At 64.8% G+C, this 25,008-nt stretch carries 21 protein-coding genes; 15 read left to right on the top strand and 6 right to left on the bottom strand.

Going from position 1 to position 25,008, the window contains the following annotated elements; translation table 11 throughout:
• Nucleotide 1: 1 nt before the first annotated feature.
• Nucleotides 2-892: a cation diffusion facilitator family transporter gene (locus BLW36_RS10480; protein WP_091388005.1), complete on the bottom strand. Its 891-nt coding sequence runs from the start codon at nucleotides 890-892 to the stop codon at nucleotides 2-4.
• A gap of 159 nt (nucleotides 893-1,051) precedes the next feature.
• On the opposite strand from BLW36_RS10480, the gene glmU reads away from it, so the two are divergent.
• The 8 genes from glmU to BLW36_RS10440 all read left to right on the top strand — a co-directional run bounded on the left by glmU (nucleotide 1,052) and on the right by BLW36_RS10440 (nucleotide 11,290).
• Nucleotides 1,052-2,413 carry a bifunctional UDP-N-acetylglucosamine diphosphorylase/glucosamine-1-phosphate N-acetyltransferase GlmU gene (gene glmU / locus BLW36_RS10475; RefSeq protein ID WP_091388003.1) on the top strand — a complete coding sequence of 454 codons (1,362 nt, stop codon included), beginning with the start codon at nucleotides 1,052-1,054 and terminating at the stop codon, nucleotides 2,411-2,413.
• 124 nt (nucleotides 2,414-2,537) lie between these two features.
• Entirely contained in the window at nucleotides 2,538-3,626 is a 1,089-nt protein-coding gene (gene pdhA, locus BLW36_RS10470) for a pyruvate dehydrogenase (acetyl-transferring) E1 component subunit alpha (RefSeq protein ID WP_170833185.1), read from the top strand.
• 2 nt (nucleotides 3,627-3,628) lie between these two features.
• Entirely contained in the window at nucleotides 3,629-4,624 is a 996-nt protein-coding gene (locus BLW36_RS10465; RefSeq protein ID WP_091387999.1) for an alpha-ketoacid dehydrogenase subunit beta, read from the top strand.
• Nucleotides 4,621-5,787: a dihydrolipoamide acetyltransferase family protein gene (locus BLW36_RS10460; protein WP_091387996.1), complete on the top strand. Its 1,167-nt coding sequence runs from the start codon at nucleotides 4,621-4,623 to the stop codon at nucleotides 5,785-5,787. The genes BLW36_RS10465 and BLW36_RS10460 overlap by 4 nt, the downstream gene beginning before the upstream one ends.
• A 75-nt stretch (nucleotides 5,788-5,862) precedes the next feature.
• The gene (locus BLW36_RS10455) at nucleotides 5,863-6,633 is read left to right on the top strand and encodes a DeoR/GlpR family DNA-binding transcription regulator (RefSeq protein ID WP_091387994.1); all 771 of its coding nucleotides are present in this window, start codon (nucleotides 5,863-5,865) and stop codon (nucleotides 6,631-6,633) included.
• A gap of 61 nt (nucleotides 6,634-6,694) precedes the next feature.
• Nucleotides 6,695-8,524, top strand: coding sequence for a glutamine--fructose-6-phosphate transaminase (isomerizing) (gene glmS, locus BLW36_RS10450; protein ID WP_091387992.1), 1,830 nt, complete (start codon nucleotides 6,695-6,697; stop codon nucleotides 8,522-8,524).
• 160 nt (nucleotides 8,525-8,684) lie between these two features.
• Nucleotides 8,685-9,500 (top strand): class II aldolase/adducin family protein, encoded by an 816-nt coding sequence (locus BLW36_RS10445; protein WP_170833184.1) that lies wholly within the window; start codon nucleotides 8,685-8,687, stop codon nucleotides 9,498-9,500.
• Nucleotides 9,501-9,658: 158 nt separating this feature from the next.
• Nucleotides 9,659-11,290 (top strand): Na+/H+ antiporter, encoded by a 1,632-nt coding sequence (locus BLW36_RS10440; protein WP_091387991.1) that lies wholly within the window; start codon nucleotides 9,659-9,661, stop codon nucleotides 11,288-11,290.
• Nucleotides 11,291-11,303: 13 nt separating this feature from the next.
• Here BLW36_RS10440 and BLW36_RS10435 read toward each other — a convergent pair whose 3' ends face one another.
• The 3 genes from BLW36_RS10435 to BLW36_RS10425 all read right to left on the bottom strand — a co-directional run bounded on the left by BLW36_RS10435 (nucleotide 11,304) and on the right by BLW36_RS10425 (nucleotide 15,462).
• A complete protein-coding gene (locus tag BLW36_RS10435) occupies nucleotides 11,304-13,151 on the bottom strand; it encodes a monovalent cation:proton antiporter-2 (CPA2) family protein (RefSeq protein WP_091387989.1) in 1,848 nt (615 codons plus the stop codon).
• 37 nt (nucleotides 13,152-13,188) lie between these two features.
• On the bottom strand, nucleotides 13,189-14,478 hold the full coding sequence (locus BLW36_RS10430; RefSeq protein ID WP_091387987.1) for a cation:proton antiporter: 1,290 nt from the start codon (nucleotides 14,476-14,478) through the stop codon (nucleotides 13,189-13,191).
• A gap of 96 nt (nucleotides 14,479-14,574) precedes the next feature.
• Nucleotides 14,575-15,462, bottom strand: a complete 888-nt coding sequence (locus BLW36_RS10425) for a pirin family protein (RefSeq protein WP_091387985.1) — start codon at nucleotides 15,460-15,462, stop codon at nucleotides 14,575-14,577.
• A gap of 176 nt (nucleotides 15,463-15,638) precedes the next feature.
• On the opposite strand from BLW36_RS10425, the gene BLW36_RS10420 reads away from it, so the two are divergent.
• The 5 genes from BLW36_RS10420 (at nucleotide 15,639) to gstA (ending at nucleotide 19,264) form a co-directional block, all read left to right on the top strand.
• Complete coding sequence (locus BLW36_RS10420; RefSeq protein ID WP_091387983.1) at nucleotides 15,639-16,526, top strand: LysR family transcriptional regulator; 888 nt, start codon at nucleotides 15,639-15,641, stop codon at nucleotides 16,524-16,526.
• A 142-nt stretch (nucleotides 16,527-16,668) separates the two neighbouring features.
• A complete protein-coding gene (locus BLW36_RS10415; RefSeq protein WP_091387981.1) occupies nucleotides 16,669-17,064 on the top strand; it encodes a DoxX family protein in 396 nt (131 codons plus the stop codon).
• Between the two features lie 78 nt (nucleotides 17,065-17,142).
• A complete protein-coding gene (locus tag BLW36_RS10410; RefSeq protein ID WP_091387979.1) occupies nucleotides 17,143-18,114 on the top strand; it encodes a glutathione S-transferase family protein in 972 nt (323 codons plus the stop codon).
• Between the two features lie 74 nt (nucleotides 18,115-18,188).
• Nucleotides 18,189-18,608 (top strand): secondary thiamine-phosphate synthase enzyme YjbQ, encoded by a 420-nt coding sequence (locus BLW36_RS10405; RefSeq protein ID WP_091387977.1) that lies wholly within the window; start codon nucleotides 18,189-18,191, stop codon nucleotides 18,606-18,608.
• Nucleotides 18,609-18,658: 50 nt separating this feature from the next.
• Entirely contained in the window at nucleotides 18,659-19,264 is a 606-nt protein-coding gene (gene gstA, locus BLW36_RS10400; protein WP_091388663.1) for a glutathione transferase GstA, read from the top strand.
• Between the two features lie 16 nt (nucleotides 19,265-19,280).
• Here the strand turns inward: gstA and BLW36_RS10395 are convergent, their stop codons facing one another.
• Nucleotides 19,281-20,540 carry a multidrug effflux MFS transporter gene (locus BLW36_RS10395; RefSeq protein ID WP_091387975.1) on the bottom strand — a complete coding sequence of 420 codons (1,260 nt, stop codon included), beginning with the start codon at nucleotides 20,538-20,540 and terminating at the stop codon, nucleotides 19,281-19,283.
• Nucleotides 20,541-20,791: 251 nt separating this feature from the next.
• Here BLW36_RS10395 and BLW36_RS10390 point away from each other — a divergent pair, with 251 nt between their 5' ends.
• Nucleotides 20,792-21,643, top strand: a complete 852-nt coding sequence (locus BLW36_RS10390; protein WP_211567182.1) for a carbon-nitrogen hydrolase family protein — start codon at nucleotides 20,792-20,794, stop codon at nucleotides 21,641-21,643.
• Between the two features lie 16 nt (nucleotides 21,644-21,659).
• Here the strand turns inward: BLW36_RS10390 and hexR are convergent, their stop codons facing one another.
• On the bottom strand, nucleotides 21,660-22,514 hold the full coding sequence (hexR, locus tag BLW36_RS10385) for a transcriptional regulator HexR (protein WP_073273956.1): 855 nt from the start codon (nucleotides 22,512-22,514) through the stop codon (nucleotides 21,660-21,662).
• Nucleotides 22,515-22,773: 259 nt separating this feature from the next.
• Between hexR and uvrD the strand changes: the two genes are divergently transcribed.
• On the top strand, nucleotides 22,774-25,005 hold the full coding sequence (gene uvrD, locus BLW36_RS10380; RefSeq protein WP_091387971.1) for a DNA helicase II: 2,232 nt from the start codon (nucleotides 22,774-22,776) through the stop codon (nucleotides 25,003-25,005).
• Nucleotides 25,006-25,008: the final 3 nt, after the last annotated feature.

Below are 25,008 nucleotides of genomic sequence, written 5' to 3'. Positions count from 1 at the left end.
ATTAGATATAGGAGGCGTCGGTAGTGAAGACGACGTCAAATTCCCGCTCGGCGACAAACTCCTCCATGCGCCCGGTCAGCAGTTCGCGCCACTCGTCCGCCTGCTGCACCGAAACATCGCGGCTCTCCTCCGGTAACAGGATGCGTGCGTGCAGGTAAACGGCGCGGCCAATCTTGGTGATACTGAGGGACCAGTCCTTGCCCGGGATATCGCGCATGGCGTCGCGGAAGGCGCGGCGCATCTGCCGCTGTACCGGCAGCGCCGGTGCCGCCAGCAGCACTTCCATCAGGTTGCGGTACAGGATCCGCACCGGCACCGGTAGCATCACCGCCACCATGGCGATGATTAACAGGGAGTCCACATAGGGCAGCCAGCCGCCCAGCAGCTCGCCGAACTGCCAGGCAAAGGCGAAGGCACACAGCACCAGACCACTGAGAATGGCGTCCATCAGCCAGGCAAAGGCGTCCACCTGCAGCAGGGGCGAGCCAGTCGCCTTGGCGATCCGCCGCAACAGCAGGTAGACGAGCAGGCAACCGGTGCTGGCAATGCTGGCATAGAGGGTGGCGATACCGGTTTGCAGCGAGCGCCCGCCCTCATACAGGGCCGCGATGGCCGATGACAGCGCCATCAGCATGACGCCGAGCATCACCATGCTCTGCAGTACGTTGAATGCCGGCTCGAAACTGGCGTAGCCAAACGGAAAACGGCTGTCGGCGCTGCGTTTGATCAGCCGCGAAACCGCCAGCATCACCAGCGACATGATGAAATTCACCAGCGAGAAAACGCCGTCAAGAAAGATGGCGTCGGAGTGGGTCCAGTGGGCGAAGGAAAAACCCAGCGCCGCCATTGCCAGGCAACCCGCAATCGAAGTCCACAGCCCCCGCGTTTCCATCTGAGCCCATTCCCTGTGCTGCCTGCGCTAGCGGCGATGCCGCTAGCGTCATTCTAGCCGCAAAGCGGCGGCCCTTCCCGCTGCAACTTGTGATGACGGCGCTAAATGGCCACAATTCGCAGCCATTCTAATCTTTACGTCGTTACTCACAGGAATTCCATGGCCATCGATATCGTCATTCTCGCCGCCGGCAAAGGCACCCGCATGCGCTCCGACCTGCCCAAAGTGCTGCACCCGATCGGTGGCGTGCCGATGCTCGGCCGGGTGATCGACGCCGCCAAACAGCTGGGAGAGGTGGAGATTACCGTCGTGATCGGCCACGGCGCCGAACTGGTGCGCGAACGCTTTGCCGATAGCGGCGTAAAGTTTGTCGAGCAGACGGAGCAGCTCGGCACCGGTCACGCGGTGGCCCAGGCGATCCCGAATTTCCGCAGCGGTTCTACCGTGCTGGTGCTGTACGGCGACGTGCCACTGGTGAAGAGCGGTACCCTGCAATCGCTGCTGTCGGCTTCCGACAAGGGACCGGCGCTGCTGTCCGTGGAGATGGCGAATCCGGCCGGCTACGGCCGTATCGTGCGCGATGACGCCGGCCGCGTGTTGGCGATCGTCGAAGAGAAAGACGCCGATGCCGATACGCTCGCCATTCGCGAAGTGAATACCGGCATCCTGGCCGCGCCGTCGGACTTTCTGGCCCGCTGGCTGCCGGAGCTGTCCAACGACAACGCCCAGCGCGAGTATTACCTGACCGATGTGATTGCCCGTTCGGTCAGTGAGGAGATCCCGGTAACCGGCGTGCGTGCCAGCGATCCGCTGGAAGTGGCCGGCGTGAACAGCCGCGCCCAACAGGCGCAGATGGAGCGCGCCCTGCAGCACAGCCGCGCGCTGGCGCTGATGAATGCCGGCGTGACCCTGCTGGATCCGGCGCGTATCGATGTGCGCGGCCGCCTCGAGTGCGACACCGACGTGTCGATCGATATCAACTGCGTGTTTGACGGCGAGGTGGTGCTCGGCAAGGGCGTACAGATAGGTCCCAACTGCCTGCTGAAAAACTGCCGCCTCGCGGACGGCACCCGCGTCGAGGCCAACTCCATCATCGAGGACGCCGAGGTCGGTGAAGCCTGCACCATCGGCCCCTTCGCCCGCCTGCGCCCCGGCACCCGGCTGGCGGACGGCGCTAAGATCGGCAACTTTGTCGAGACCAAGAAGGCGGTGATCGGCCGCGGCAGCAAGGTCAATCACCTATCCTATGTCGGCGATGCGATCGTCGGTGAGGGGGTGAATATCGGTGCCGGTACCATCACCTGTAATTACGACGGCGTGAACAAGTCGACCACCGAGATCGGCGACGGCGCTTTTATCGGCTCCAACACCGCGCTGGTGGCGCCGGTCGTCGTCGGTGCCGGCGCCACCGTCGGCGCCGGCTCGACCATTACCCGCGAGGTCGGCAGCGACGAACTGGCGGTCGCGCGTGGCAAGCAGCGCAATATCTCCAGCTGGCAGCGCCCGACCAAGAAGAGCTGACCGCGCCACGGCGCCGCGGACTTCCCCTGCACCCGGGGGAAATCCGGCGCAGATCCCCTCCTCCAGCCCGGCGGGTCAGCTGCCATCCATTACACTTGCGCATCGGGAACAAAGGAATTGCCCGATGCACAAGCCAAGAATGCACCTGCTCGCCTCCTTCGATATTGCCCGCCTGCAATACCTCGATGAGCAGGCGCGGCCTACCCAGGAGCTGCCGGACTTCGCCACCCCGGACACACTGCAGGCCCTGTACCGGCAGATGGCCCTGGCGCGTCTGGTCGACGATCGCGCGGTCAAGCTGCAGCGTACCGGCCAGCTGGGTACCTACCCGTCCAGTCTCGGCCAGGAGGCGATCGGTGTCGGCGTCGGTGGCGCGCTGGAAAAGGACGATGTGTATTGTCCCTACTACCGCGAAACCGGCGCGCTGCTCGAGCGCGGGGTGGAGATCGAGGAGATTCTCGCCATCTGGGGTGGCGACGAGCGCGGCCAGGACTTCCAGCACGCTCCCCACGATCTGCCCCTGTGCATTCCCATCGCCACGCAGCTGCTGCACGCGGCTGGTGTCGCCTTCGCACTCAAATACAAACGGGAGCAGTTCGACGAGCCGCCGCGGGTGGCGGTGACCTGCGCCGGCGACGGCGCCACCTCCCGCGGCGACTTCTTCGAGGCGATGAATCTCGCCGCTGTCTGGCGGCTGCCGGTGGTGTTCGTGGTCAACAACAACCAGTGGGCCATTTCGGTGCCGCGCGCGGCGCAGACCGCCAGCAAGACCATTGCCCAGAAAGCGATTGCCGCGGGTATGCCCGGATTACAGGTGGACGGCAACGATGTCATCGCGGTGCGGGCCGCGGTCGCCGACGCGGTGGCCCGCGCGCGCAACGGCGAGGGACCGGCGCTGATCGAGGCCACCTGCTACCGTTTGTGCGACCACACCACCGCCGACGACGCCGGCCGCTATCAGCCGAAGGAGGAGGTGCGCGCGGCCTGGCAGTGTGAGCCGCTGGCACGTCTCGGCAACTACCTGCGCGGCGCGGGCCTGTGGAGCGACGAACAGGAAGAAGAGCTGCAGCGCGAACTGGCGGAAGTACTGGAGCTGGCGCTGCAGGGCTTCGCCGAGCGGCCCGCGGACATGAATACGGCCATGTTCGACCATCTCTACGCGCGGCTGCCGGAGGCCCTGCTGGAGCAGTACGATCAGCTGGCGGGACAGTAACCATGGCCGAGATCACCCTGGTCGAAGCCGTCACCCAGGCCCTGGCCCATGAACTGCAGGCGGACCCGACGGTGCTGGTCTACGGCCAGGACATCGGTGTCAACGGTGGGGTCTTCCGCGCCACCGACGGCCTGCAGCAAAGATTCGGCGCCAAGCGGGTGCTGGACACGCCGCTGGCGGAGAACATGATCGGCGGCATCGCCGTGGGGATGGCGGCGATGGGGCTGCGGCCGGTGGCCGAGTTCCAGTTTATGGGCTTTATCTACCCGGGCCTGGATCACATCCTCAGCCACGCCGCACGCTTCAGGAACCGCACCCGCGGGCGGCTGTCCTGCCCGATCGTCTACCGCGCCCCGTACGGCGGCGGCATCCACGCGCCGGAACACCATTCCGAGAGTACCGAAGCGATGTTCGCGCATATTCCCGGCCTGCGCGTGGTGGTGCCCTCGTCGCCGGCGCGCGCCTACGGCCTGTTGCTGGCGGCGATCCGCGATCCCGATCCAGTGGTGTTTCTGGAACCCAAGCGCATCTACCGGGCGGTGCGCCAGGAGGTGCCGGACAGCGGCGAGGCGCTGCCGCTGGATCGCTGCTTCATCTTGCGAGAAGGCACAGATGTGACCCTGATCGCCTGGGGTGCATCGCTGAAGGAAACACTGCAGGCCGCGGACAAGCTCGCGGAAGAAGGCATAGAGGCCGAAGTCATCGATCCGGCCACGCTGAAGCCGCTGGATATTCACGCCATTATCGATTCGCTGGAAAAGACCCACCGCTGCGTCGTCGTGCACGAAGCGGCGCGCTTCTGCGGCCTGGGTGCGGAGGTCGTCGCGCAGATCAACGACTACGCCTTCGACCTGCTCGAAGCACCGGTACAGCGGGTCACCGGCTATGACACCGTCATGCCCTACTACCGGCTGGAGAACAGCTATCTGCCGGGCGTCGGGCAGATAGTGTCCGCGGTGCAGGAAACGCTGGACTACCCGGCCGGGGACCGCCGATGAAAATCTTCAAGCTGCCGGACCTGGGTGAGGGACTGCCGGACGCGGTGGTCCGCGAGTGGCACGTGCAGGAGGGCGACCACATTGCCGCCCACCAGAGCCTGGTCACCGTGGAGACGGCCAAGGCGCTGGTAGAGGTGCCCGCCCCCTGGGGTGGCACGGTGGAGAAGCTGTTCGCCGCCGCGGACGAAACGGTCAATGTCGGCGAGCCGCTGGTCGGCTTCAAGGAAGCGGGTGCGCCGGAACCCGAAGCAGAGGAAGAGGCCGGCGGCCGCGAGCCGGCACCTGCGGTAGAGCGCGCCGACAGCGGTACCGTGGTCGGCAAGATCGAGCAGAGCGGCGCCGTGCTGGGTGCCGAAGTCGCGCCATCGACAACGCCGCGCCGCCTGGCCACCCCCGCGGTGCGCGCACTGGCGCGGCGCCTGGCTGTGGACCTGACCGGCCTGCAGCCCCGGGGCGAGCGCTTCACCGCCGCCGAAGTGCGCGCGGTGGCCCAGCAGGCACCCGCGGCCAAGGCGGCAAAGCCCGCGGACAAAGCCGAGCCGGAAAAGGCGCAGATGTCACCGGCGCGGCGCGCCATGGCCCTGGCGATGAGCCGCGCCCGGGATCAGGTCGCACCGATGACGCTGTGCGATCAGGTAGATATTTCCGCCTGGTGGGGCAAGGAATCCGCCACGCTGCGACTGATCCGCGCGCTGCAGCAGGCCTGTGCCGACGAGCCGAACCTGAATGCGTTGTACCAGGATGAACAGTTGCGCCCGGCGGCGAGCGTCAATATCGGCCTGGCAGTCGACTCCCCCCGCGGCCTGTTCGTGCCGGTGCTGAAAGACGTCGCCGCCCGCACCGACGACGAGATACTGCAGCAGATCGAGGACTACAAGGAGCAGGCCCGTAATCAGGGCATCGCCCAACAGGACCTGCAGGACGGCACGATACTGTTATCCAATTTCGGCGCCATGGCCGGCCGCTATGCGACACCGGTGGTGCTGCCGCCGACCGTGGCCATCGTCGGCGCCGGGCGCACCTTTCAAGGGGTCGTGGCGGTGGATGACAGGCCTGCCGTGCGCCCACTGCTGCCGCTGTCCGTCAGCGCCGACCACCGCGCGGTGACCGGCGGCGAACTGGCGCGCTTCCTGAAGTCGATGCTGCAGGCCCTGTCCCGCTGACCCGCCGTAAAATTCCTGTAGGCAATTTAGTTTCGGTTTGCTATCTTTAAGTTTCAAAGTGAAACTTGTCTGCTCATGTCGAAACGCAATACCCAGCAACGCCGCCACCAGATACTGGCCCTGCTCAATGAAGCCGGCGAAGCCAGCGTGGAACAGTTGGCGCGCCAGTTCGAAACCTCAGAGGTTACGATCCGAAAGGATCTGACCGCGATGGAGAATCACGGACTGCTGCTGCGCCGCCACGGCGGTGCCATACCGGTGCCGCGGGAGCTGGTCGTCGAGGAGGCGCCGTCAGAGGTCAAACGCGCCATCGGCCGCGCCGCCGCGGCGCTGATCCCGGATCACCACCGCATAGTGATCGACTACGGCCGCACCACGGCGGCGATGATCCCGGAGCTGGAGCGCAAGCGCGGCCTGGTGGTGATGACCAATTCGCTGCATGTGGCCAACGCGCTGCGCGAACTGGAGAACGAGCCCACCCTGCTGATGACCGGCGGCACCTGGGATCCGCATTTCGAGGCCTTTCAGGGGCAGGTGGCCGAGCAGGTGCTGCGCGGCTACGACTTCGACCGCGCGTTTATCGGCGCCGACGGTATCGACCTGCAGCGCGGCACCTGCACCTTCAACGAACAGATCGGGTTATCGCGGGTGATGGCGGAAGTGGCGCGGGAAGTGGTGGTGCTGGCGGAATCGAGCAAGGTCGGCCGCCGCATCCCGAACCTGGAGCTGCCGTGGGAGCAGGTAAACACGCTGGTGACCGACAGCGGCCTGGACGGGGGAATTCGCCGGCAGCTGGAAGCGCTGGGCGTGCGGGTGATCTGCGCGGAAGTAAGTACTCACGCCTAGTCCGTGCCACCGATGCGGGGACTGGCGCTATATTTTTTTAGAAATTATCGAGGTTGATGCGATGTGTGGAATTGTCGGCGCGCTGGCCCAGCGCAATGTAAATGAAATTCTGCTCGAGGGGCTGCGCCGCCTGGAGTACCGCGGCTATGACTCCGCAGGTGTCTGTCTGGTGGACGGCGACAGCCAACTGCAGCTGCGCAAGAGCCAGGGCAAGGTGGCGGACCTGGAGGCCAGGCTCGCCGCTGCGCCGGCCGCCGGCCAGCTGGGTATCGCCCACACCCGCTGGGCCACCCACGGCGCGCCGTCGGATCGCAACGCCCACCCGCACGTGTCCGGCCAGATCGCGCTGGTGCACAACGGCATTATCGAGAACCACCAGCCGCTGCGCGCAGAACTGCGGGACAAGGGTTACCAGTTCACCTCGGACACGGATACCGAGGTGGTGGTGCACCTGATCCACTCCCTCGCCGGGGACGGCCGCGATCTGCTGGCCGCAGTCACCGCCGCCACCGACAGGCTCGAGGGTGCCTATGCCCTCGGTGTAATCAGCGCCGACGAGCCGGAGACACTGGTCTGTGCCCGCTCCGGCAGCCCGCTGGTGGTGGGTGTCGGTATCGAGGAGAACTTTATCGCCTCCGACCCGATGGCCCTGCGCCAGGTCACCGACCGCTTTATCTTCCTCGAGGAAGGCGACGTAGCGGAAATCAGCCGCGCCGGTATCACCGTGCGCGACAAGCAGGGCGAGGAAGTCAGCCGCCCGGTGCACAAGCTGGACGGCGGTCACGACGCCGCCGACAAGGGTCGCTACCGCCACTATATGCAGAAGGAGATCTTCGAGCAGCCGGCGGTGGTAGAGGCCACCCTGGCAGGCCGTATCGGCGACAAGTCGGTACTGTCGGAAGCGCTCGGAGCCCGCGCCCACGAGATTCTGCCGGAAGTGCAGCAGGTGCAGATCGTTGCCTGCGGCACCAGTTACCACGCCGGTCTGGTGGCGCGTTACTGGCTGGAGGACTGGGCCGGTATCCCCTGCTCGGTCGAGGTCGCCAGCGAAATCCGCTACCGCAAGACGGCCGTGCGCCCGGGCACTCTGTTCGTGACCATTTCCCAGTCCGGCGAAACCGCCGATACGCTGGCCGCACTGCGCCAGGCCAAGGAGCTCGGCTACCTGGCGTCGATGACCATCTGCAATGTGCCGAACAGCTCGTTGGTGCGGGAGTCCGAGCTGTCGCTGATGACGGAGGCGGGTCCGGAGATCGGTGTCGCCTCCACCAAGGCTTTCACCACCCAGCTGGTGGCGCTGCAGCTGTTCTGCATCGCGCTGGCCAAGGTCAACGGCCTGAGTACTGAGCGCGAGGCGGAACTGGTCAAGGCGCTGCACCAGCTGCCGCAGCTGATGGAGCAGTTCACCGGCCTGGATCAGCTGGTGCAGGACACCAGCGAGGCCTTTGCCGAGAAGCACCACGCGCTGTTCCTCGGCCGCGGTGTCGAGTACCCGATCGCCCTCGAGGGCGCGCTGAAGCTGAAGGAGATCTCCTATATCCACGCCGAGGCCTACCCGGCCGGCGAGCTGAAGCACGGTCCGCTGGCGCTGGTGGATGCGGATATGCCGGTGGTGGTGGTCGCGCCCAACGACGAGCTGCTGGAGAAACTGAAGTCCAATCTGCAGGAGGTGCGCGCCCGCGGCGGCCAGCTGTTTGTGTTCGCCAGTCCCCAGGCCGGTTTCACCAGCGAGCCGGGCGTCACCGTGGTCGAGGTGCCGGACGCGCCGGAGAGCCTGGCGCCGATCCTGTACACGGTACCGCTGCAGCTACTCAGCTACCACGTCGCGCTGCTGAAGGGCACCGACGTGGACCAGCCGCGCAATCTGGCCAAGTCGGTGACCGTCGAGTAATTGTCTGTTGTCGTCCGGAAAAGGCCGCCATTGTGCGGTCTTTTTTATTTCTGCTAGCAGCTTCTGCGGCATTTTTTCTTTGGCGCCTGCTCTCGCTCAAAAGTCGATCAACGTGCTATAAGGAGCCTTCGGCAGTTTTGGCGATTGAGAGGGCCGGTCGATGACCACTGCAGAAAAAACAACAAAAACTGCGGACACCAACGCCGCGGTAATGAATGGCGATATCAACGTACTGCTCGGCGAGCCGGCGCTGCCGCCGGAGCAGGTGCGCGAGGAGCGCAAGAGAAAGCTCACCGCGGCTTTCCGCCTGTTCGGCAAATTCGGCTTTGACGAGGGCGTTGCCGGCCATATCACCGTCCGCGACCCGGAGCTGGAAGATCACTTCTGGGTCAATCCGATGGGTGTGTCCTTCAAGCAGCTGCGCATGTCGCAGCTGTTGCTGGTCAACCACCGGGGCGAAGTGGTCGAGGGTGACGGCTACCTGAACGGCGCCGCGTTTACCATCCACTCCCGTATCCACCGCCTGCGCCCGGATGTCGTCGCCGCCGCTCATGCCCACTCGCTGTACGGCAAGGCCTGGTCGTCCCTCGGCCGCCTGCTGGATCCGATCACCCAGGACGCCTGCGCCTTCTTCGGCGATCACGGCCTGCTGGATAGCTTCTCCGGCGTGGTTCTGGAAATGGACGAAGGAGAGGCGCTGGCACAGGCACTCGGCAACAAGAAAGCGCTGATTCTGCAGAACCACGGCTTGCTCACGGTCGGCAAGTCCGTGGATGAAGCCGCCTGGTGGTACATCACGATGGAGCGCAGCTGTCAGGCGCAGCTGCTGGCAGAGGCCGCCGGCGAGCCGATACTGATCGAGCCGCAAGTGGCCTTACGCACGCGTGCGGTAGTGGGTACCGAACTGGCGGGAATGTTCAGTTTCCAGCCGCTATATGATGTTATCTGTGCCGAACAGCCGGACATGTTCGAGTAATCGCCGGCGATCTTCCCTTAGCGCAGTCGCAGGTTCCGGCTCTCCTATACTCGCTGTAAGTCCGCCGATTTACAGCGAGCGCTCCGTTGCCTTACGCCCATTGCCGCCACACCCGAGCCGGTGCCGTAGAATCCGCCCCGACGCGGACTTAGCGTTCGATGCACTATGTTGCCATCGCCCTGCTGTTGCTCGTCGCCGTCACGTTCAGCGGTATAGTCGCGCGCCTGCTCCCCCTGCCGCTGCCTCTGCTGCAGATCGCTACGGGTGCGCTGCTCGGCGGTATGCTTGGGGTCAGGATTCCGCTGGATCCGGAAATCTTCTTCCTGTTGTTCATTCCGCCACTGCTGTTTCTGGACGGCTGGCGTATTCCCAAGGGCGCCTTCTTTCGCGACCTGCGCCCGATCCTGACGCTCGCCGTGGGCCTGGTGATCTTCACCGTGGTGGGCATGGGGTTCTTTATCCAGTGGCTGATACCGGCGATGCCGCTGACGGTGGCGTTTGCGCTGGCGGCGATACTGGCGCCGACTGATCCGGTGGCACTGGCGGCTGTGCGCGGCAGCACGCCTCTGCCGCCGCGCCTGCGGCATATCTTGCAGGGCGAGGCGCTGCTGAACGACGCCGCCGGGCTCGACTGCTTCCGCTTTGCGGTTGCGGCGGCGGTAACCGGCAGCTTTTCCCTGACGCAGACAGCACTCGGCTTCGTCTGGATGGCGGTGGCCGGTGTCGCGATCGGTGCCGCTACCGCCCTGGCCTGCGGCTACGCGCTGCGCGGACTCGGGCGCCTCGGTGGCGAGGACACCGGCGTGCAGATACTGGTGAGCCTGTTGGTGCCCTTCGCCGCCTACCTGGCAGCGGAACACCTGGGCGGCTCGGGCATCCTGGCCGCCGCGGCAGCGGGCATTACCGCGCACCACGTCGACCTGCACGGCCCTGAACTCGCCGCCACGCGCATGGCGCGGACGGCGGTCTGGAACACCGTCCAGGGGGCCATGAACGGCATCATCTTCGTGTTACTGGGCGAGCAGCTGGTGCGTATCCTCAACGCCGACCTGGGGGAGGCCCGGTACAGTGCCGTGGCTGGTGACGGCACACTACTGCTCTACATCCTGGCGATCACCGCGGCTCTGGCGGGGCTGCGCTTTGTCTGGGTTTGGGCATCGCTGTACCTGACGCGGATCCGCCGCGAAATCGCAACTGCTGGCCAGCGGCTGCTGCTGGTAACGGTCACCGCGCTGGCCGGTGTGCGCGGCGCGGTAACCCTCGCCGGGGTCCTGTCGCTGCCACTGTTGCTCCCCGACGGCAGTGCCTTCCCGGGCCGGGAGCTGGCGGTGGTGATTGCGATGGGCGTGATACTGCTGTCGCTGTTGCTCGCCAGTTTCGCCCTGCCGCCGCTGGTGCGATACCTGCTGGCGACACCGCAGATGGCGGACATCGGCGACGAGCGCAGTGCGCGCACGGTGGCGACACGGGCGGCACTGGAGCGACTGCAGACCCTGCGCGACGGCGTGCAGGAGGGCGACGAGGCAGCGGAAGTCGAGCGCGAGGCGCTCGATTACCTGCTGCAGCTGTACCGCCGGCGCCTGGATGACAGCGACGGCCATCGCGGTGGCCACAGATCGACGCTGGCGCGGGCCGAGCGCGAGTTTCACCTGGCTGCGCTCGCCGCCGAGCGCGAGCGGCTGTTCCGCCTGCGCATCGAGCAGCGGATCGATGACGAGCTGCACCGCAAACTGGTGCTGGAAGTGGATCTGATCGAGGCGAGCCTGCGCTCCGCCGACCAGATGCGCTGACAGACCCCACGCCCTACAGGCCCGGGCGCGACTCCTCCCAGTAGTGATCCAGGTGCAGGTCCTTGTCGCGCCGGTCCTCCCGCAGCGCCTGCAGCAGCTGCTCGCGGTAGACCTTGGTCTGCGCGATATGCTGTGACTCGTCGCGCCAGTAGGGGAACAGGGACTCGAGCATGCGCTGGTCGTGCTGCTTGAATTTGCGCGCCGCGCGCCGCGCCCGCAGCGGGCTCAGGCCGAGTAGCTGCAGCGCGCACTCACCGATGGACAGCGCCGAGTCCACCGTCTCACGGAAAATATACTGGACTCCAGCCTCCATCAGCGCGTACTGGTGCATGCGGTTGCGCGCCCGAGCCAGGATAGTCAGGTGCGGAAAGTGCTTGCGCAGCTGCGCGACAATTTCCAGGCTCGCGGCCTGGTCGCTCAGGGTCAGGATCACCAGGCGCGCATTCTCCGCGCCGGCGGCCCGCAACAGGTCCTCGCGGGAGGCATCGCCGTAATAGGCCTGGATGCCGTAGCGGCGCACCAGGTCCAGCTGCTCCGCGTTGCGCTCCAGCAGCGTGGTGCCGAAGCCGCAGGCGTTCAACAGGCGCCCGGCGATCTGGCCGAAGCGGCCGTAGCCGACGATGATCACCGGCGAGCCGCTGTCCAGCGGCGGCTCCTCTTCGCGCTCGCCGCCGCTTTCCTCGCCGCGCATAAAGCGCGGCTGGATCAGTTGCTGGTAGACCAGCAGCAGGATCGGCGTCAGTGCCATGGACAGCGCGATCAGCGCGATCAGCAGGTTGCCGGCAGTGCTGTCGAGTACGCGATTCTGGGTGGCAAAAGAGACCAGCACGAAACCGAACTCGCCCGCCTGCGCCAGCGACAGCGCAAACAGCCAATCCTCGCCGCGCGACATGCGCAGGGTGCGCGCCAGCGCAAACAACACCGCAAACTTGACCGCCACCAACAGTATCAGCAGACCGAACAGCAGCAGCGGGTATTGGGCGATCAGGTTGAAATTCAGGTTGGCGCCGACGGCGATAAAGAAGATTCCCAGCAGCAGCCCCTTGAAGGGTTCAATGTCCGCCTCGAGCTCGTGGCGGAACTCGCTCTCCGCCAGCAGCACGCCGGCCAGGAAGGTACCGAGTGCCGGCGACAAATTCAGGCCGGTCATGATCGCCGCCGCACCGACTACGATCAGCAGCGAGCTCACCGTGAACATCTCGCGCACCTGGCTGCCGGCCACCAGGCGCAGCAGCGGCCCGAGCAGATAGCGCCCGGCAACGGCGAAGGCGACGATAGTACCGATCACTGCGAGTGCATAGCGCCAGCCACTGAGGCCGGTGGCCTGGGCTTCCGCCGGTGCAACCGCCAGCAGCGGCATCAATGCCAGAATCGGAATCACGGCGATGTCCTGAAACAGCAGCACCGCGAAAGCGCTGCGCCCGCCTTGGGTTTTCAGCAGCCCCTTCTCGCTCAGTGACTGCAATACGATCGCGGTGGAAGACAGCGCCAGTATCAGGCCGATCGCCAGCGCCGCGCGCCAGCTCTCCTCGTACAGTGCCAGCGCCAGCGCCGCCACGGCGGCGGCAGTGAGCAGTACCTGGGCGGAGCCGGTGCCGAGGATCGCGCCGCGCATCTGCCACAGCTTGCGCGGCTGCAGCTCCAGGCCGATCAGGAACAGCATCAATGCCACGCCGAATTCGGCCACGTGCATTTCGTCGCTGGCATCGCCGACCAGGCCCAGCGCGTGCGGCCCTATGGCCACACCGGCGAGCAGGTAGCCGAGCACCGAGCCCAGGCCCAGGCGGGTGGCAATCGGCACGGCGATCACTGCCGCGGCCAAATAGATCACTGCCTGCAGCAGGAAGCTTGTGTGTTCCATGGAATAGGCGTCGTTTGTTGTTGTTCGGAAACAGGCCCTAGGCCGGTTCCACCGCCGTCTCGGGTTCGGCGAACTCGCGGCTGCGGCGGATCAGCGGTGCAATAGTGGAGCCCTGCACCACGATCGAAAAGAGTACCACGCCATAGGTCATCACCACCCACAGGTGGCGCAGATCCTGCCCCTGGATTACCGCATAGCCGGCCGGAATCGACATCGCCAGCGCCAGCGCCAGGCCGCCGCGCAGCCCGCCCCAGATCAGGATGCGCTCGGTGTAGGGGTGGTAGCGGCGGAACCGCTTCAGGATCGTAAACGGTACGGTGACTGCCAGCGTGCGTGCCAGCAGTACGATGACGATGCCGGCCGCCATCAGCAGGTAATCGAAACTGCGCAGGTCGATGGTGATCAGGAACAGGCCCACCAGCAGGAACAGCAGGCCGTTCATGAAGTCCTCGGTGATGCTCCAGAAGTTGTCCAGCTCGTGCTGGCTGACGCGGGAGAAGCCGCGTTCGCGGGTGAAGTTGCCGATAATGATGCCGCTCACCACCATCGCCAGCGCGCCGGACACGCCGAGCAGGTTGGCGAGGGAAAAGCCGGCCGTCGGTATCACCAGGGTCAGCAGCAGTTCGAGGCTGTGGTCGTTGGTGCAGCAGATCAGCCAGTGGAACAGGCCGCCGATCAACAGGCCGAGCACCACGCCGCCGATCGCCTCCACCGCAAACAGGTGGGCCACCGCCGGCAGTGACGGCTCGCCGCCCTCGAACGCCAGCGCGTAGATCACGGCAAACACGACGATACCGAAACCGTCGTTGAACAGGGATTCCCCCTCCACCTGAATCGACACCTGCTCCGGCGCCTTGAGGCTCTTGATGATCGCCAGCACGGCGATCGGGTCGGTCGGGGAAATCAGCGCACCGAACAGTAGGCAGTAGACCAGCGCCACCTGCATGCCGAGCAGCTGCAGGAACCAGTAGAGCAGCGCGCCGACCACGAAGGTGGAGATCAGCGTGCCGAGCACGGCCAGCAGGCCGATCTCCAGCCGCTGGTTGCGCAGCGCCAGCAGGTCGATATGCAGGCTGCCGGCAAACAACAGGAAGCCGAGCATGCCCTTCAGCAGCAGGTCTTCGAGATTCAGCAGCGGCAATAACTGGTCGGCCCAGTCGCGCAGTTCGACAATCCCCAGCTTGCCCAGCCCGGTAACCAGCAGCGACAGCGCCAGGGCGCCGGCGGTGATGGCGATGGTGGTCTGTGCACGCAGCACATACTGGTTCAGGAATCCGAGAAATACCGACACCGCGGCCAGAAAACAAAAGGTGTAATAGACTTCCATATCGCGCGTGCGGACTCACTTCCCGGAATTGGATGGCAGGGGTCCCAGAGCTGTCGCGCCGCCTGGTGCTCAGCTCTGGGGCGGCTAAATAAACGCTTAATCGGTAAGTGTGCCGTTATTGTAGTCGCGCAGCGCCTGCTCGATTTCCTCGCGGCTGTTCATCACGAAGGGGCCATAGTGGGCAACGGGTTCGCGCAGGGGCAGGCCATGTAGGCACAACAGGCCGGCTCCCTCGGTATGCGCGCGCAATTGTAGCGACTCCCCAGCCCCATACAACAGCATATTGCCCCGCCCGATGGTGCCGCGCTCGGTCACCAGCGCTCCGGAGTAGACATACACCAGTACGCTGTGTGTCTCCGGCAGCGGCATTAGCACCTCGGCGCCGGCGCCCAGGCGGATGTCCGCCACCGCCGCCTCGGCGGCTGCGTCGGTCAGCGGCGCGTGTTTTTCTTCACCACCGATGGTCCATTCGCCGGCGATCAGGCGGATCAGTGAGCCCTCACTAGCACCCTCGCCGCCATCCAGGGCCAGCTCCGGAATCTCCGTCGACTGAATATCGCGCCAGCTCGGTTTGTCCATCTTGTTGGCCGCGGCCATGTTGATCCATAACTGGAAGCCGTGCATGCCGCCGGGTGCCTGGCTGGGCATTTCCGAGTGGATGATGCCGCGGCCGGCGCGCATCCACTGGGCGCCACCGGAGGCAACGGCGCCGCGGTTGCCGAGGTGATCCTGATGTTCGAATTCGCCGTTCAGCATATAGGTCAGCGTTTCGATGCCGCGGTGCGGGTGCGGCGGGAAGCCGGCGATATAGTCGTCGGCATTCTCGGAGCGGATCTCGTCGAGCATCAGGAAGGGGCTGAAGTCCGGGCTGTCGAAACCGGCCACACGCTGGATCCTGACGCCGGCACCGTCGGCGGAAGCCTGGCTGCCGACACCGCGCACCAGCGGGCGGGCACCGGGCTGTAGTTCAAACGATTTGTGCATGGACACCTCCAATCGTGCGTTTGTCGGCAGTATAGGCCGATCGTTTCGATTAAAAATGGTAAAAAATTGCTGCTTTTATTCGAATCTATAGGTCGGTTGCGCTATACAGGCTGCATGTCCGTATGCTGCGAGTAGATGCTGGTACGCCCACCTTCACAGTTGCAAGAGGAATGCGAATGGCCAAGGTAACCCTGGAGCAGTGGCGAATGTTCCAGTCGGTCGTCGAACACGGCGGCTTCTCCCAGGCGGCGCAGGCGGTCCACAAAAGTCAGTCCTCCATCAATCACGCGGTGCACAAGCTGCAGGAGAGCCTCGGCGTCGCACTGCTGGAAGTGCGCGGGCGCAAGGCGGAGCTGACCGATGCCGGGCGCATATTGCTGGCCCGCGCCGGCGGTTTGCTGAACGAAGCCGAGGCGCTGGAATCGGTGGCCGCGAGCCTGGCCACTGGCGAGGAGGCCAGCCTGACCCTCGCGGTCGACGTGATCTTCGATTACGAGTGCCTGTTCAATGCGATAGAGCGCTTCGCCGACGAGTTTCCGCACACCCGGCTGGAAGTGCGTGAGACGGTTCTATCCGGTGCCGAGGAACTGTTGGTGCAGCAGCAGGCGGATTTCATCCTCAGCGCCCGGGTGCCGCAGGGCTTCGTCGGTGAGCCGGTGGCACGGGTACGATTCGTGCCGGTGGCCCACCCGCAGCACCCGCTGCATCAGCTCGGGCGGCCGGTGGCGCGCAAGGACCTGAAGGCCTGCCGTCAGGTAGTGCTGCGGGATTCGGCGATCAGGCACCGTCAGGATTCCGGCTGGCTCGGCTCCGATCAGCGCATCACGGTGACCAATGTGCAGACCTCTGTGGAGTTGATCGAGCGCGGCCTCGGTTTTGCCTGGCTGCCGGAGACGCGCATCCGCGAATCCCTGTCCGCCGACCGACTGCTGCCGCTGCCGACCGAGGAACCCTGGGAGCGGGATGTCACCGTCTACCTGGTCTACGCCGATGCGGATCGCTGCGGACCGGCAGCCCGCTCTCTCATCGAGTCGCTGCGCGCCGGATTGGGGCCCGTCGAGTAAAGCCTGAGCGCGAACAAACGAGCAGCTATTTAAAAAATCGAAAGCTATTGGCGAATTTTTGCGGTTTTTTCAGTAAAAAATAGAACTACACTGGGTGCAGTTTCACTATCAATGACTGACTAACTCAAGCGAGGCTTCGGCGATGAACAACCCCATTTTCTGCGATCTCGGCAAACTGCTCGGCCGTGTGCTGATGTCCCTGATGTTTATCACCGCCGGCTGGAACAAAATCGGCGGCTACGAAGGTACCCAGGCCTATATGGAGTCCGCCGGCGTGCCGGGCATACTGCTGCCGCTGGTAATCCTCGTCGAGCTGGGCGGCGGCCTGGCCATCTTGCTCGGCTTCTTCACCCGCTGGTCGGCACTGGCGCTGGCCCTCTTCTGTCTCGCCAGTGCGTTTTTGTTCCACTATGTGCCGGGCGATCAGGGCCAGATGATCAGCTTCATGAAGAATATCACCATTGCCGGTGGCTTCTTCATTCTCGCCTGTGCCGGCGCCGGCAAGCTGAGCCTAGACCACAGGCTGCGCGGCAAATAACGGCCGCATCCTCCGGCGCGGGGCTTCCCGCGTCGCTCTCTAAGCGCTTTCTATTTATCCCGACTGCAGGAGATTGCTATGGGCCTACTGGTGAATGGGCAGTGGCAGGACCGCTGGTACGATACCGACAAGAGTGAAGGCGAGTTCGTGCGCGAGGCGGCGCAGCTGCGCAACTGGATAACCGCCGACGGCAGCCCCGGCCCCAGCGGCGAGGGCGGCTTTGCCGCGGAGAAAGACCGCTACCACCTGTACGTGTCCCTGGCCTGCCCGTGGGCACACCGCACGCTGATTTTCCGCAAACTGAAGGGGCTGGAGGACTACATCGGCGTCTCTGTAGTGAGTCCTTACATGCGTGAACACGGCTGGACCTTCGATACCGATGAGGGCAGCAGCGGCGATCGGCTCTACGGCGCCGACTACCTGTACCAGCTGTACACCCGCAACCGCGCCGATTACTCGGGCCGCGTGACAGTGCCGCTGCTGTGGGACAAGCAGCGCGAGTGCGTGGTCAGCAATGAGTCGTCGGAGATCATCCGCATGTTCAACACCGCGTTTAACGGGCTGACCGGCAACGACGCGGATTTCTATCCACAGGAACTGCGCGGTGATATCGATGCCACCAACGATGTGGTGTATGAACACGTCAACAACGGCGTCTACCGGGCCGGCTTCGCGACTGCTCAGGACGCCTACGAGCATGCCTACGAGCGCCTGTTCAGCACTCTGGAACAGCTGGAACAAAGGCTGGCAGTCAACCGCTACCTGACCGGCGACCGCGTCACCGAGGCGGACTGGCGGCTGTTCACGACGCTGATTCGCTTCGATGCCGTCTACCACGGCCACTTCAAGTGCAACAAGCAGCGGTTGGCGGATTACCCGAATCTGTGGGGCTATGTGCGCGAGCTGTACCAGTGGCCGGGCGTCGCGGATACGGTGGACTTCCACCATATCAAGACCCACTACTACGCCAGCCACGACACCATCAATCCGACCGGCATAGTGCCGAAGGGCCCCGAGCTGGACTACGCGGCGCCGCACAACCGCGGTTAAAAAACCGCAATAACTCCTCTAGGCTGGGCGAAGCGCCTTCGGCGCCTGCCACAGCCATTTGGGGAGATAGCCATATGAAATCCCACCGCCGCGAACTCTGGTTCGACACCCGCGAGCGCACCGAATTCATCAATATCACGCCGCAGGTGGAGGCCGCCCTCGCCGAGAGCGGCATCCGCGACGGCCTCTGCCTCGTCAACGCGATGCACATCTCCGCGTCGGTATTTATCAATGACGATGAGCCCGGCCTGCACCGCGACTTCGCGCGCTTCCTCGACGACCTGGTGCCCTATGGGCCGATCGAGCGATACCGCCACAACGATACCGGTGAAGACAACGCCGACTCCCATATCAAGCGCCAGCTGTTCGGCCGCGAAGTGGTGGTCGCGGTCAGCGATGGCCGGCTGGACTTCGGCCCCTGGGAGCAGATCTTCTACGGCGAATTCGACGGCTGCCGTCGCAAGCGCGTGCTGGTGAAGATTATCGGCGATTAGCGCGGGCCTATACTGCAGGGAGCCGTGCAACTGTCACCGTGAGGATGCCGATGAAACTCTTCTATGCCCCGGGCGCCTGCTCCCTGTCGCCCCATATCGTCGCCTGTGAGGCGGGGATCGACCTGGAGATGTGCAAGGTCGACCTGCAGGAGCACAAGACGGAAAGCGGCGCCGACTACCGCGAGATCAACCCCAAGGGCTGCGTGCCGGCACTGCAGCTGGAAGGCGGCGAGATACTCACCGAGGGCCCGGCCATAGTGCAGTTCATCGCCGAGCAAAAACCCGACGCAAACCTGGCACCGGAATACGGCAGCCTCGCCCACTACCGGCTGCTCGAGTGGCTGAACTACATCGCCGCCGAGGTGCACAAGGCCTTTGTACCGCTGTTCTGGGACGGCAGCGACGAGGAGAAAGCGCAGGCCAAGAAAACCATCGCCAGCCGCTTCGACTTTATCGAGGAGCGGCTGCAGCACGACTACCTGATGGGCGACGACTTCACCGTTGCCGACGCCTACCTGTTCACCATTGCCAGCTGGCTCGACAAGCAGAATATCGACACCTCGGGCTGGCCCAGGCTGCAGGCCTTCCAGCAGCGGATGCAGGAGCGGCCGGCCGTGCAGAAGGCGATGCGCGAAGAGGGGTTGCTGCAGGAGTAGCTGGTGTCCGGTGCGATCAGCGTGGAATGTAGCGCCTGGTGACCGGCACCTCGACTTCGATCGGCTCCAGCGCGCGGGCGATCAATACGGCCGACAACAGCGCCGCCAGCGCGCAGCCGAGCATGGCCGCAGCGATGGGCACCAGCGTCCCGGTGTGCAGTGTATTCACGATGCCGCCGAGCACGCCGCCGGTAATAAAGATGGTGGCACCGTAGAGCGCATTGGCGCTGCCGCTGATTTTCGGGAAAAACTCCAGAAAGCAGGCTGCGGCGTTGGGCCCGGTGATACCGATACAGGCCATCACCAGTACCAGCGGCACCATCCACAGCGCTATCTCTTTCACTCCGGTCAGCGTCCCCAGCAGCAGCAGGCCGCAGCCGAGCAGCTGCAGCAGTATGCCCGCCAGCAGGATATTGCGCGGCTCGAACAGGTTCAGCAGGCGGATATTCACCTGCACCATACAGATCAGCCCCAGCACACAGATGCCGAAGAAGAGCGGAAACTGGGTGGCCGGCACCTCGAAATAGCGCATGAATACGAACGGGGCGGTGGTGATGTAGATAAACATCGAGCCGCTAACACACGCCTGGGCGCCGAGAAAGCCGAGCGCGCGGCGGTTGCCGAGCACCTGGCCGTAGCTCTGCAGCACCGAACGCAGCGGCTTGCGCTGGCGCCGCGCTCGGGAAAACCGCGACACCGTTTCCGGCAGCAGAAAACGCACCAGTACCAGCATGGCCCCGGCGTACAGCAGCAGGAACACGAAAATACTCTGCCAGCCACCGCCGGCCAGCAGCACCGAACCGATTACCGGCGCAATCAGCGGCGCCACCAGCATCATGGTGCTGATCATCGAGATGATCTTGGCCGCGTCGCGCCCGCTGTGCAGGTCGCGCACTATGGCCGCGCAGATCACCGTGGCGAAACCGCCGCCGATGGCCTGGAACAAGCGCAGAATAATCAATTGATCCACGTGGTCCGCGAACAGCACCAGTAGCGACGTGGCGATATAGATACTGAGCCCGATGGTGCCGACCAGGCGCCGGCCCCAGCGGTCCGAGAGGGGCCCGCCGCACAGCTGGCCGATGGCAAAACCGAGCAGAAAGCTCGATACCGAGTGCTGCACCCGCGCCACTTCGGTATCCAGTGCCACGGCCATCGCCGGGATCGCCGGCAGGTAGCTGTCGATGGAAAACGGAGTCAGTGCCACCAGTGCCGCCAGCCACACCGCCAGCCAGCGCGGCGGTTTCTTTTCGGCTGCAATGGCGATGGGCTTCATAAATTCAGCTCAGGTACTGCGTGGCGGAATGGCGGGGGGTGAACTCGGCGGCTGTTGCCGAGCTAAAAGATTAGTCGCCGCGGGCGGGCCATGGTAGCGATGGGCGGCGACATGTGCCAGCGACCGTCCGACACAAGCAGTGCAAAGTTAGTGCGGACGCCGCTGGAATGGATGCGCAAATTGCGGCGCTTCTTTCCTGTGCCGGCCATGGCAAAATCCGGACAGTGGAAACGAAAGATGGGGGAGCAGTCGTGCAAGATCTATGTGTGGCCGCAGTACAGATGATCAGCGGGGAGTCGGTCTCCGCCAATTTGGCGCAGGCACGCCGGCTACTTGAGCAGGCGGCAGCCCGCGGTGCGCAGCTGGTGTTGTTGCCGGAGAACTTTGCACACCTTTCCGACCGGGGCAGTGCCGGTGCGGCGGAACCCTTTGCCGGCACGGTCGAGGCCAGTGCCGAGCGCCACCCGATCCAGCATGCGCTGCGGCAGTGGGCGGCGGAGCTGGGTGTCTGGCTGGTGGCGGGGGCGGTACCGCTGACCGAGCGGGCCGACGGCGCACCGGTGCCGGGCGGGCGCACGCGTTCCGCGAGCCTGGTGTACGACACTGAAGGGGTTCTGCGCGCCCGTTATGACAAGATCCACCTGTTCGATGTCGAGGTCGCCGACGCCGCCGGCAGTTACCGGGAGTCGGCCAGTATCGAGCCCGGCGATGAATTGTTTACCGTGGCGACGCCCTGGGCGGAGCTCGGCCTCAGTATCTGTTTCGATCTGCGCTTCCCCGAGCTCTACCGGCAGCTGGCGCTGGCCGGCGCCGAGGTGCTGCTGGTGCCGGCGGCCTTTACCTATGTGACCGGACAGGCGCACTGGCTGACGCTGCTGCGGGCGCGGGCGGTGGAAAATGGCTGTTTCGTCGTGGCCGCCAATCAGGGCGGCGAGCACTCGCCCAAGCGGCGCACCTGGGGGCATTCGGTGATTATCGATCCCTGGGGGGAGATCCTCGCCGAGGCCGGCGAGGGCGAGGCGGTGCTGGTGACAACCCTCAGCGCCGACAAGCTGGCGACCGTGCGCCGCAACATGCCGCTGCTGGATATGCGCCGGCTCTGATCGGCCGGTAGAGCGGTTAGTGCTTGTCTTCGCGCAGCGTATAGAGGCCCTGTTTCAACTTGAGCAGATGCTCCTGCAGTTGCGGTCCCTTGCGCTGGGCCACGCCAATGGCGAGCACGTCGATCACCACCAGGTGGGCAATGCGCGACGACAGTGGCGTGTAGATCTCTATGTCTTCCTCCACATCCACTTCCAGAGGGATGCTGGCCTGCCGGGCCACCGGTGAGCCGCTCGGAGCCAGGCCGATGACGGTGGCGCCCTGCTCTTTCGCCATGCCCATGGAGCGCAGCAGCGCCTTGGTGCGGCCGCTCTGGGAGATGGCTACCACCACGTCGCCGGGCACCATCGACATGGCGGACATGTTCTGGATGTGGTGATCGGAATGGGCGGCGGCGGCCAGCTGCAGGCGGAAGAACTTGTGCTTGGCGTCGGCGGCCACGGCCCCGGAGGCGCCGAAGCCGAAGAATTCGACCCGCTTGGCGGCGGCGATAGCGCTGACCGCCGCTTCCAGCGCGCGGTTGTCGATCTTGTCGCGCACGTTCAGCAGCGTATCGACGGTGGAGTCGAAAACCTTGCGCTTGTACTCGGCGATGGTATCCGTCTCGGTCACCGCGATCTGGCCGAAACTGGGGCTGGAAGCGAGCTGCTGGGCCAGGTTCAGTTTGAATTCCTGGAATCCGGAGCAGCCCACCGCGCGGCAGAAGCGCACCACCGTCGGTTCGCTGACCTGGGCCTCGGTGGCTAGGTCGACGATGCGCATATGGATGATTTCATCCGGGTTGGCGAGGATATACTCGGCCACCTTGCGCTCCGATTTGCGCATGGATGACAGCTGTTCGCTGATTTTCTGCGTGACTTCCGCCGGTTTCACGGGACTTCCTTCTATAAGCCGGACTGCGCAGTTTAGCCGCTGCTCTCCCGGCTGGCGAGCGACATCGTGACGAGCGCGGTGGTGGCGGGCTTTTGCGGGGCACGCCGTGAATACATCCCTGTAGGCTTGGCGGCCGGATCCCTCCGGCCGACAGCCCCGCAAAAGCCCACCACCACCGTCGCCTTCGCGTCCGGGTTGTGAGTGAAAGCCTGTTTATTTACACAGGTATCCGCCGGCAGCTCTGGTACAATCGCCGCCCATGGACGTATCTCAGATTTTAGACCCCCTCAACGATGCTCAGCGCGAGGCCGTGGCCGCGCCGCCGGGCAATCAGCTGGTGTTGGCCGGTGCCGGCTCCGGTAAGACCCGTGTACTGGTACACCGCATCGCCTGGCTGATGCAGGTGGAGGGGGCCTCGCCCTACTCGATCATGGCGGTGACCTTCACCAACAAGGCGGCCAAGGAGATGCGCGCGCGCATCGAGGAGCTGCTGGGGGTGAACACCTTCGGTATGTGGGTGGGCACCTTCCACGGCCTGGCCCACCGCCTGCTGAAAGCCCACTGGCAGGAAGCGAAGCTGCCGCAGAATTTCCAGATCCTCGACAGTGACGACCAGCTGCGCTTGATCAAGCGCGTGCAGAACGACCTGCAGCTGGACGACAAGAAGTGGCCGCCGCGGGAAACCCAGTGGTGGATAGGTGCCCAGAAAGACGAGGGCCTGCGTCCGCAGTACATCAATGCCGGCGCCGACCCCTGGCTGCAGACGATGGTGCGTATCTATTTCGCCTACGAGGAGGCCTGCCAGCGCGGCGGCCTGGTGGACTTCGGTGAGCTGCTGCTGCGCGCCCACGAGCTGTTGCGGGACAACGATGCGGTGTTGGCCCACTACCGCCGCCGCTTCCCGTTCATCCTGGTAGACGAGTTCCAGGACACCAACACAATCCAGTACGCGTGGCTGCGCCTGCTGGCCGGCGACCAGTGCCGCATCACCGCGGTCGGCGACGACGACCAGTCCATCTACGGCTGGCGCGGCGCCAAGATCGAGAATATCCAGCATTTCGAGCGCGACATGCGCGAGGTGCAGACGGTGCGCCTGGAGCAGAACTACCGCTCCACCGCCACGATCCTGAAGGCGGCCAACGCGGTGATCGAGCACAATGCCGGCCGTCTCGGCAAGGAGCTGTGGACCCAGGGCGAGGAAGGTGAGCCGATCGCCGTCTATGCCGCCTACAACGAACAGGACGAGGCGCGCTTTATCGTCGAGCGCATCGAGGACTGGGTGCGCGACGGCAATCGCCGCGACAGCATCGCCATCCTGTACCGCTCCAACGCGCAGTCGCGGGTGCTGGAAGAGGCGCTGCTGCGCGAACAGGTTCCCTACCGCATCTACGGCGGCCAGCGTTTCTACGAGCGCATGGAGATCAAGAACGCGCTGTCTTATATGCGCCTGATCAGCAATCGTGACGATGACACCGCTTTCGAGCGGGTCGTCAATACGCCGACCCGCGGTATCGGCGCGCGCACCGTCGAGATGGTGCGCAGCTATGCCCGTGAGCAGGGTTGTTCCCTGTGGCGCGCGGCCCAACTGATGCTGCAGCAGCGGGTGCTGGCGGCGCGCGCCGGCAATGCGCTGCAGGGCTTCCTCGACCTGGTCAACCGGCTGGCGGCGAATGCCGAAGACAAGCTGCTCGATGCGATCGCCGAGGATGTGATCGAGACCAGTGGCCTGCTGGAATTCCACGGCAAGGAAAAGGGCGAAAAGGGCCAGACGCGGGTGGAGAACCTGCAGGAACTGGTCAGCGCCTGCCGCGCCTTCGACGGCATCGATGTGCCCCCGAACGAAAGTGGACAAGAGGGCGAGGAAGACGAAGAGGAGCGCCCGCTGCTCGACCAGTTCCTCGACAGTGCCGCGCTGGACGCCGGCGAGGGTCAGGCGGACGAGTTCGAGGACGCGGTACAGCTGATGACCCTGCACTCCGCCAAGGGGCTGGAGTTCCCGCTGGTGTTTATGGCCGGCGTCGAGGAAAACCTGTTCCCGCACAAGATGTCGGCGCAGGAACCCGGCCGCATGGAGGAGGAGCGTCGCCTTTGCTATGTGGGTATCACCCGCGCGATGCAGAAGCTGTACATCACCTACGCAGAAAACCGCCGCCTGTTCGGCAGCGAGACCTACAACAGCCCGTCGCGCTTTATCGGCGAGATTCCGCCGAACCTGGTGCACGAAGTGCGGCTGAAAACTGAGATATCGCGGCCACTGTTCCAGCCCGGCCACGGTAAAGTCGGCCAACTAGGCCAATTTTCCGATCCGGCGCCGGATTTCGACGACCTGCCACCACTGGCACTCGGTGGCCGTGTCGATCACCCGAAATTCGGTGAAGGCACCGTGGTACAGTTCGAGGGCAGCGGCCCGCGCGCACGGGTGCAGGTCAATTTCGACGATGCCGGCAGCAAGTGGCTGGTGGTGGCCATGGCCAAACTGCAGCCGCTTTAAATC

This window comes from Microbulbifer marinus, from assembly GCF_900107725.1.
In the GTDB taxonomy this organism is placed as follows: Bacteria; Pseudomonadota; Gammaproteobacteria; order Pseudomonadales; family Cellvibrionaceae; genus Microbulbifer; species Microbulbifer marinus.
This window is presented reverse-complemented; position numbering and strand designations above follow the sequence as displayed.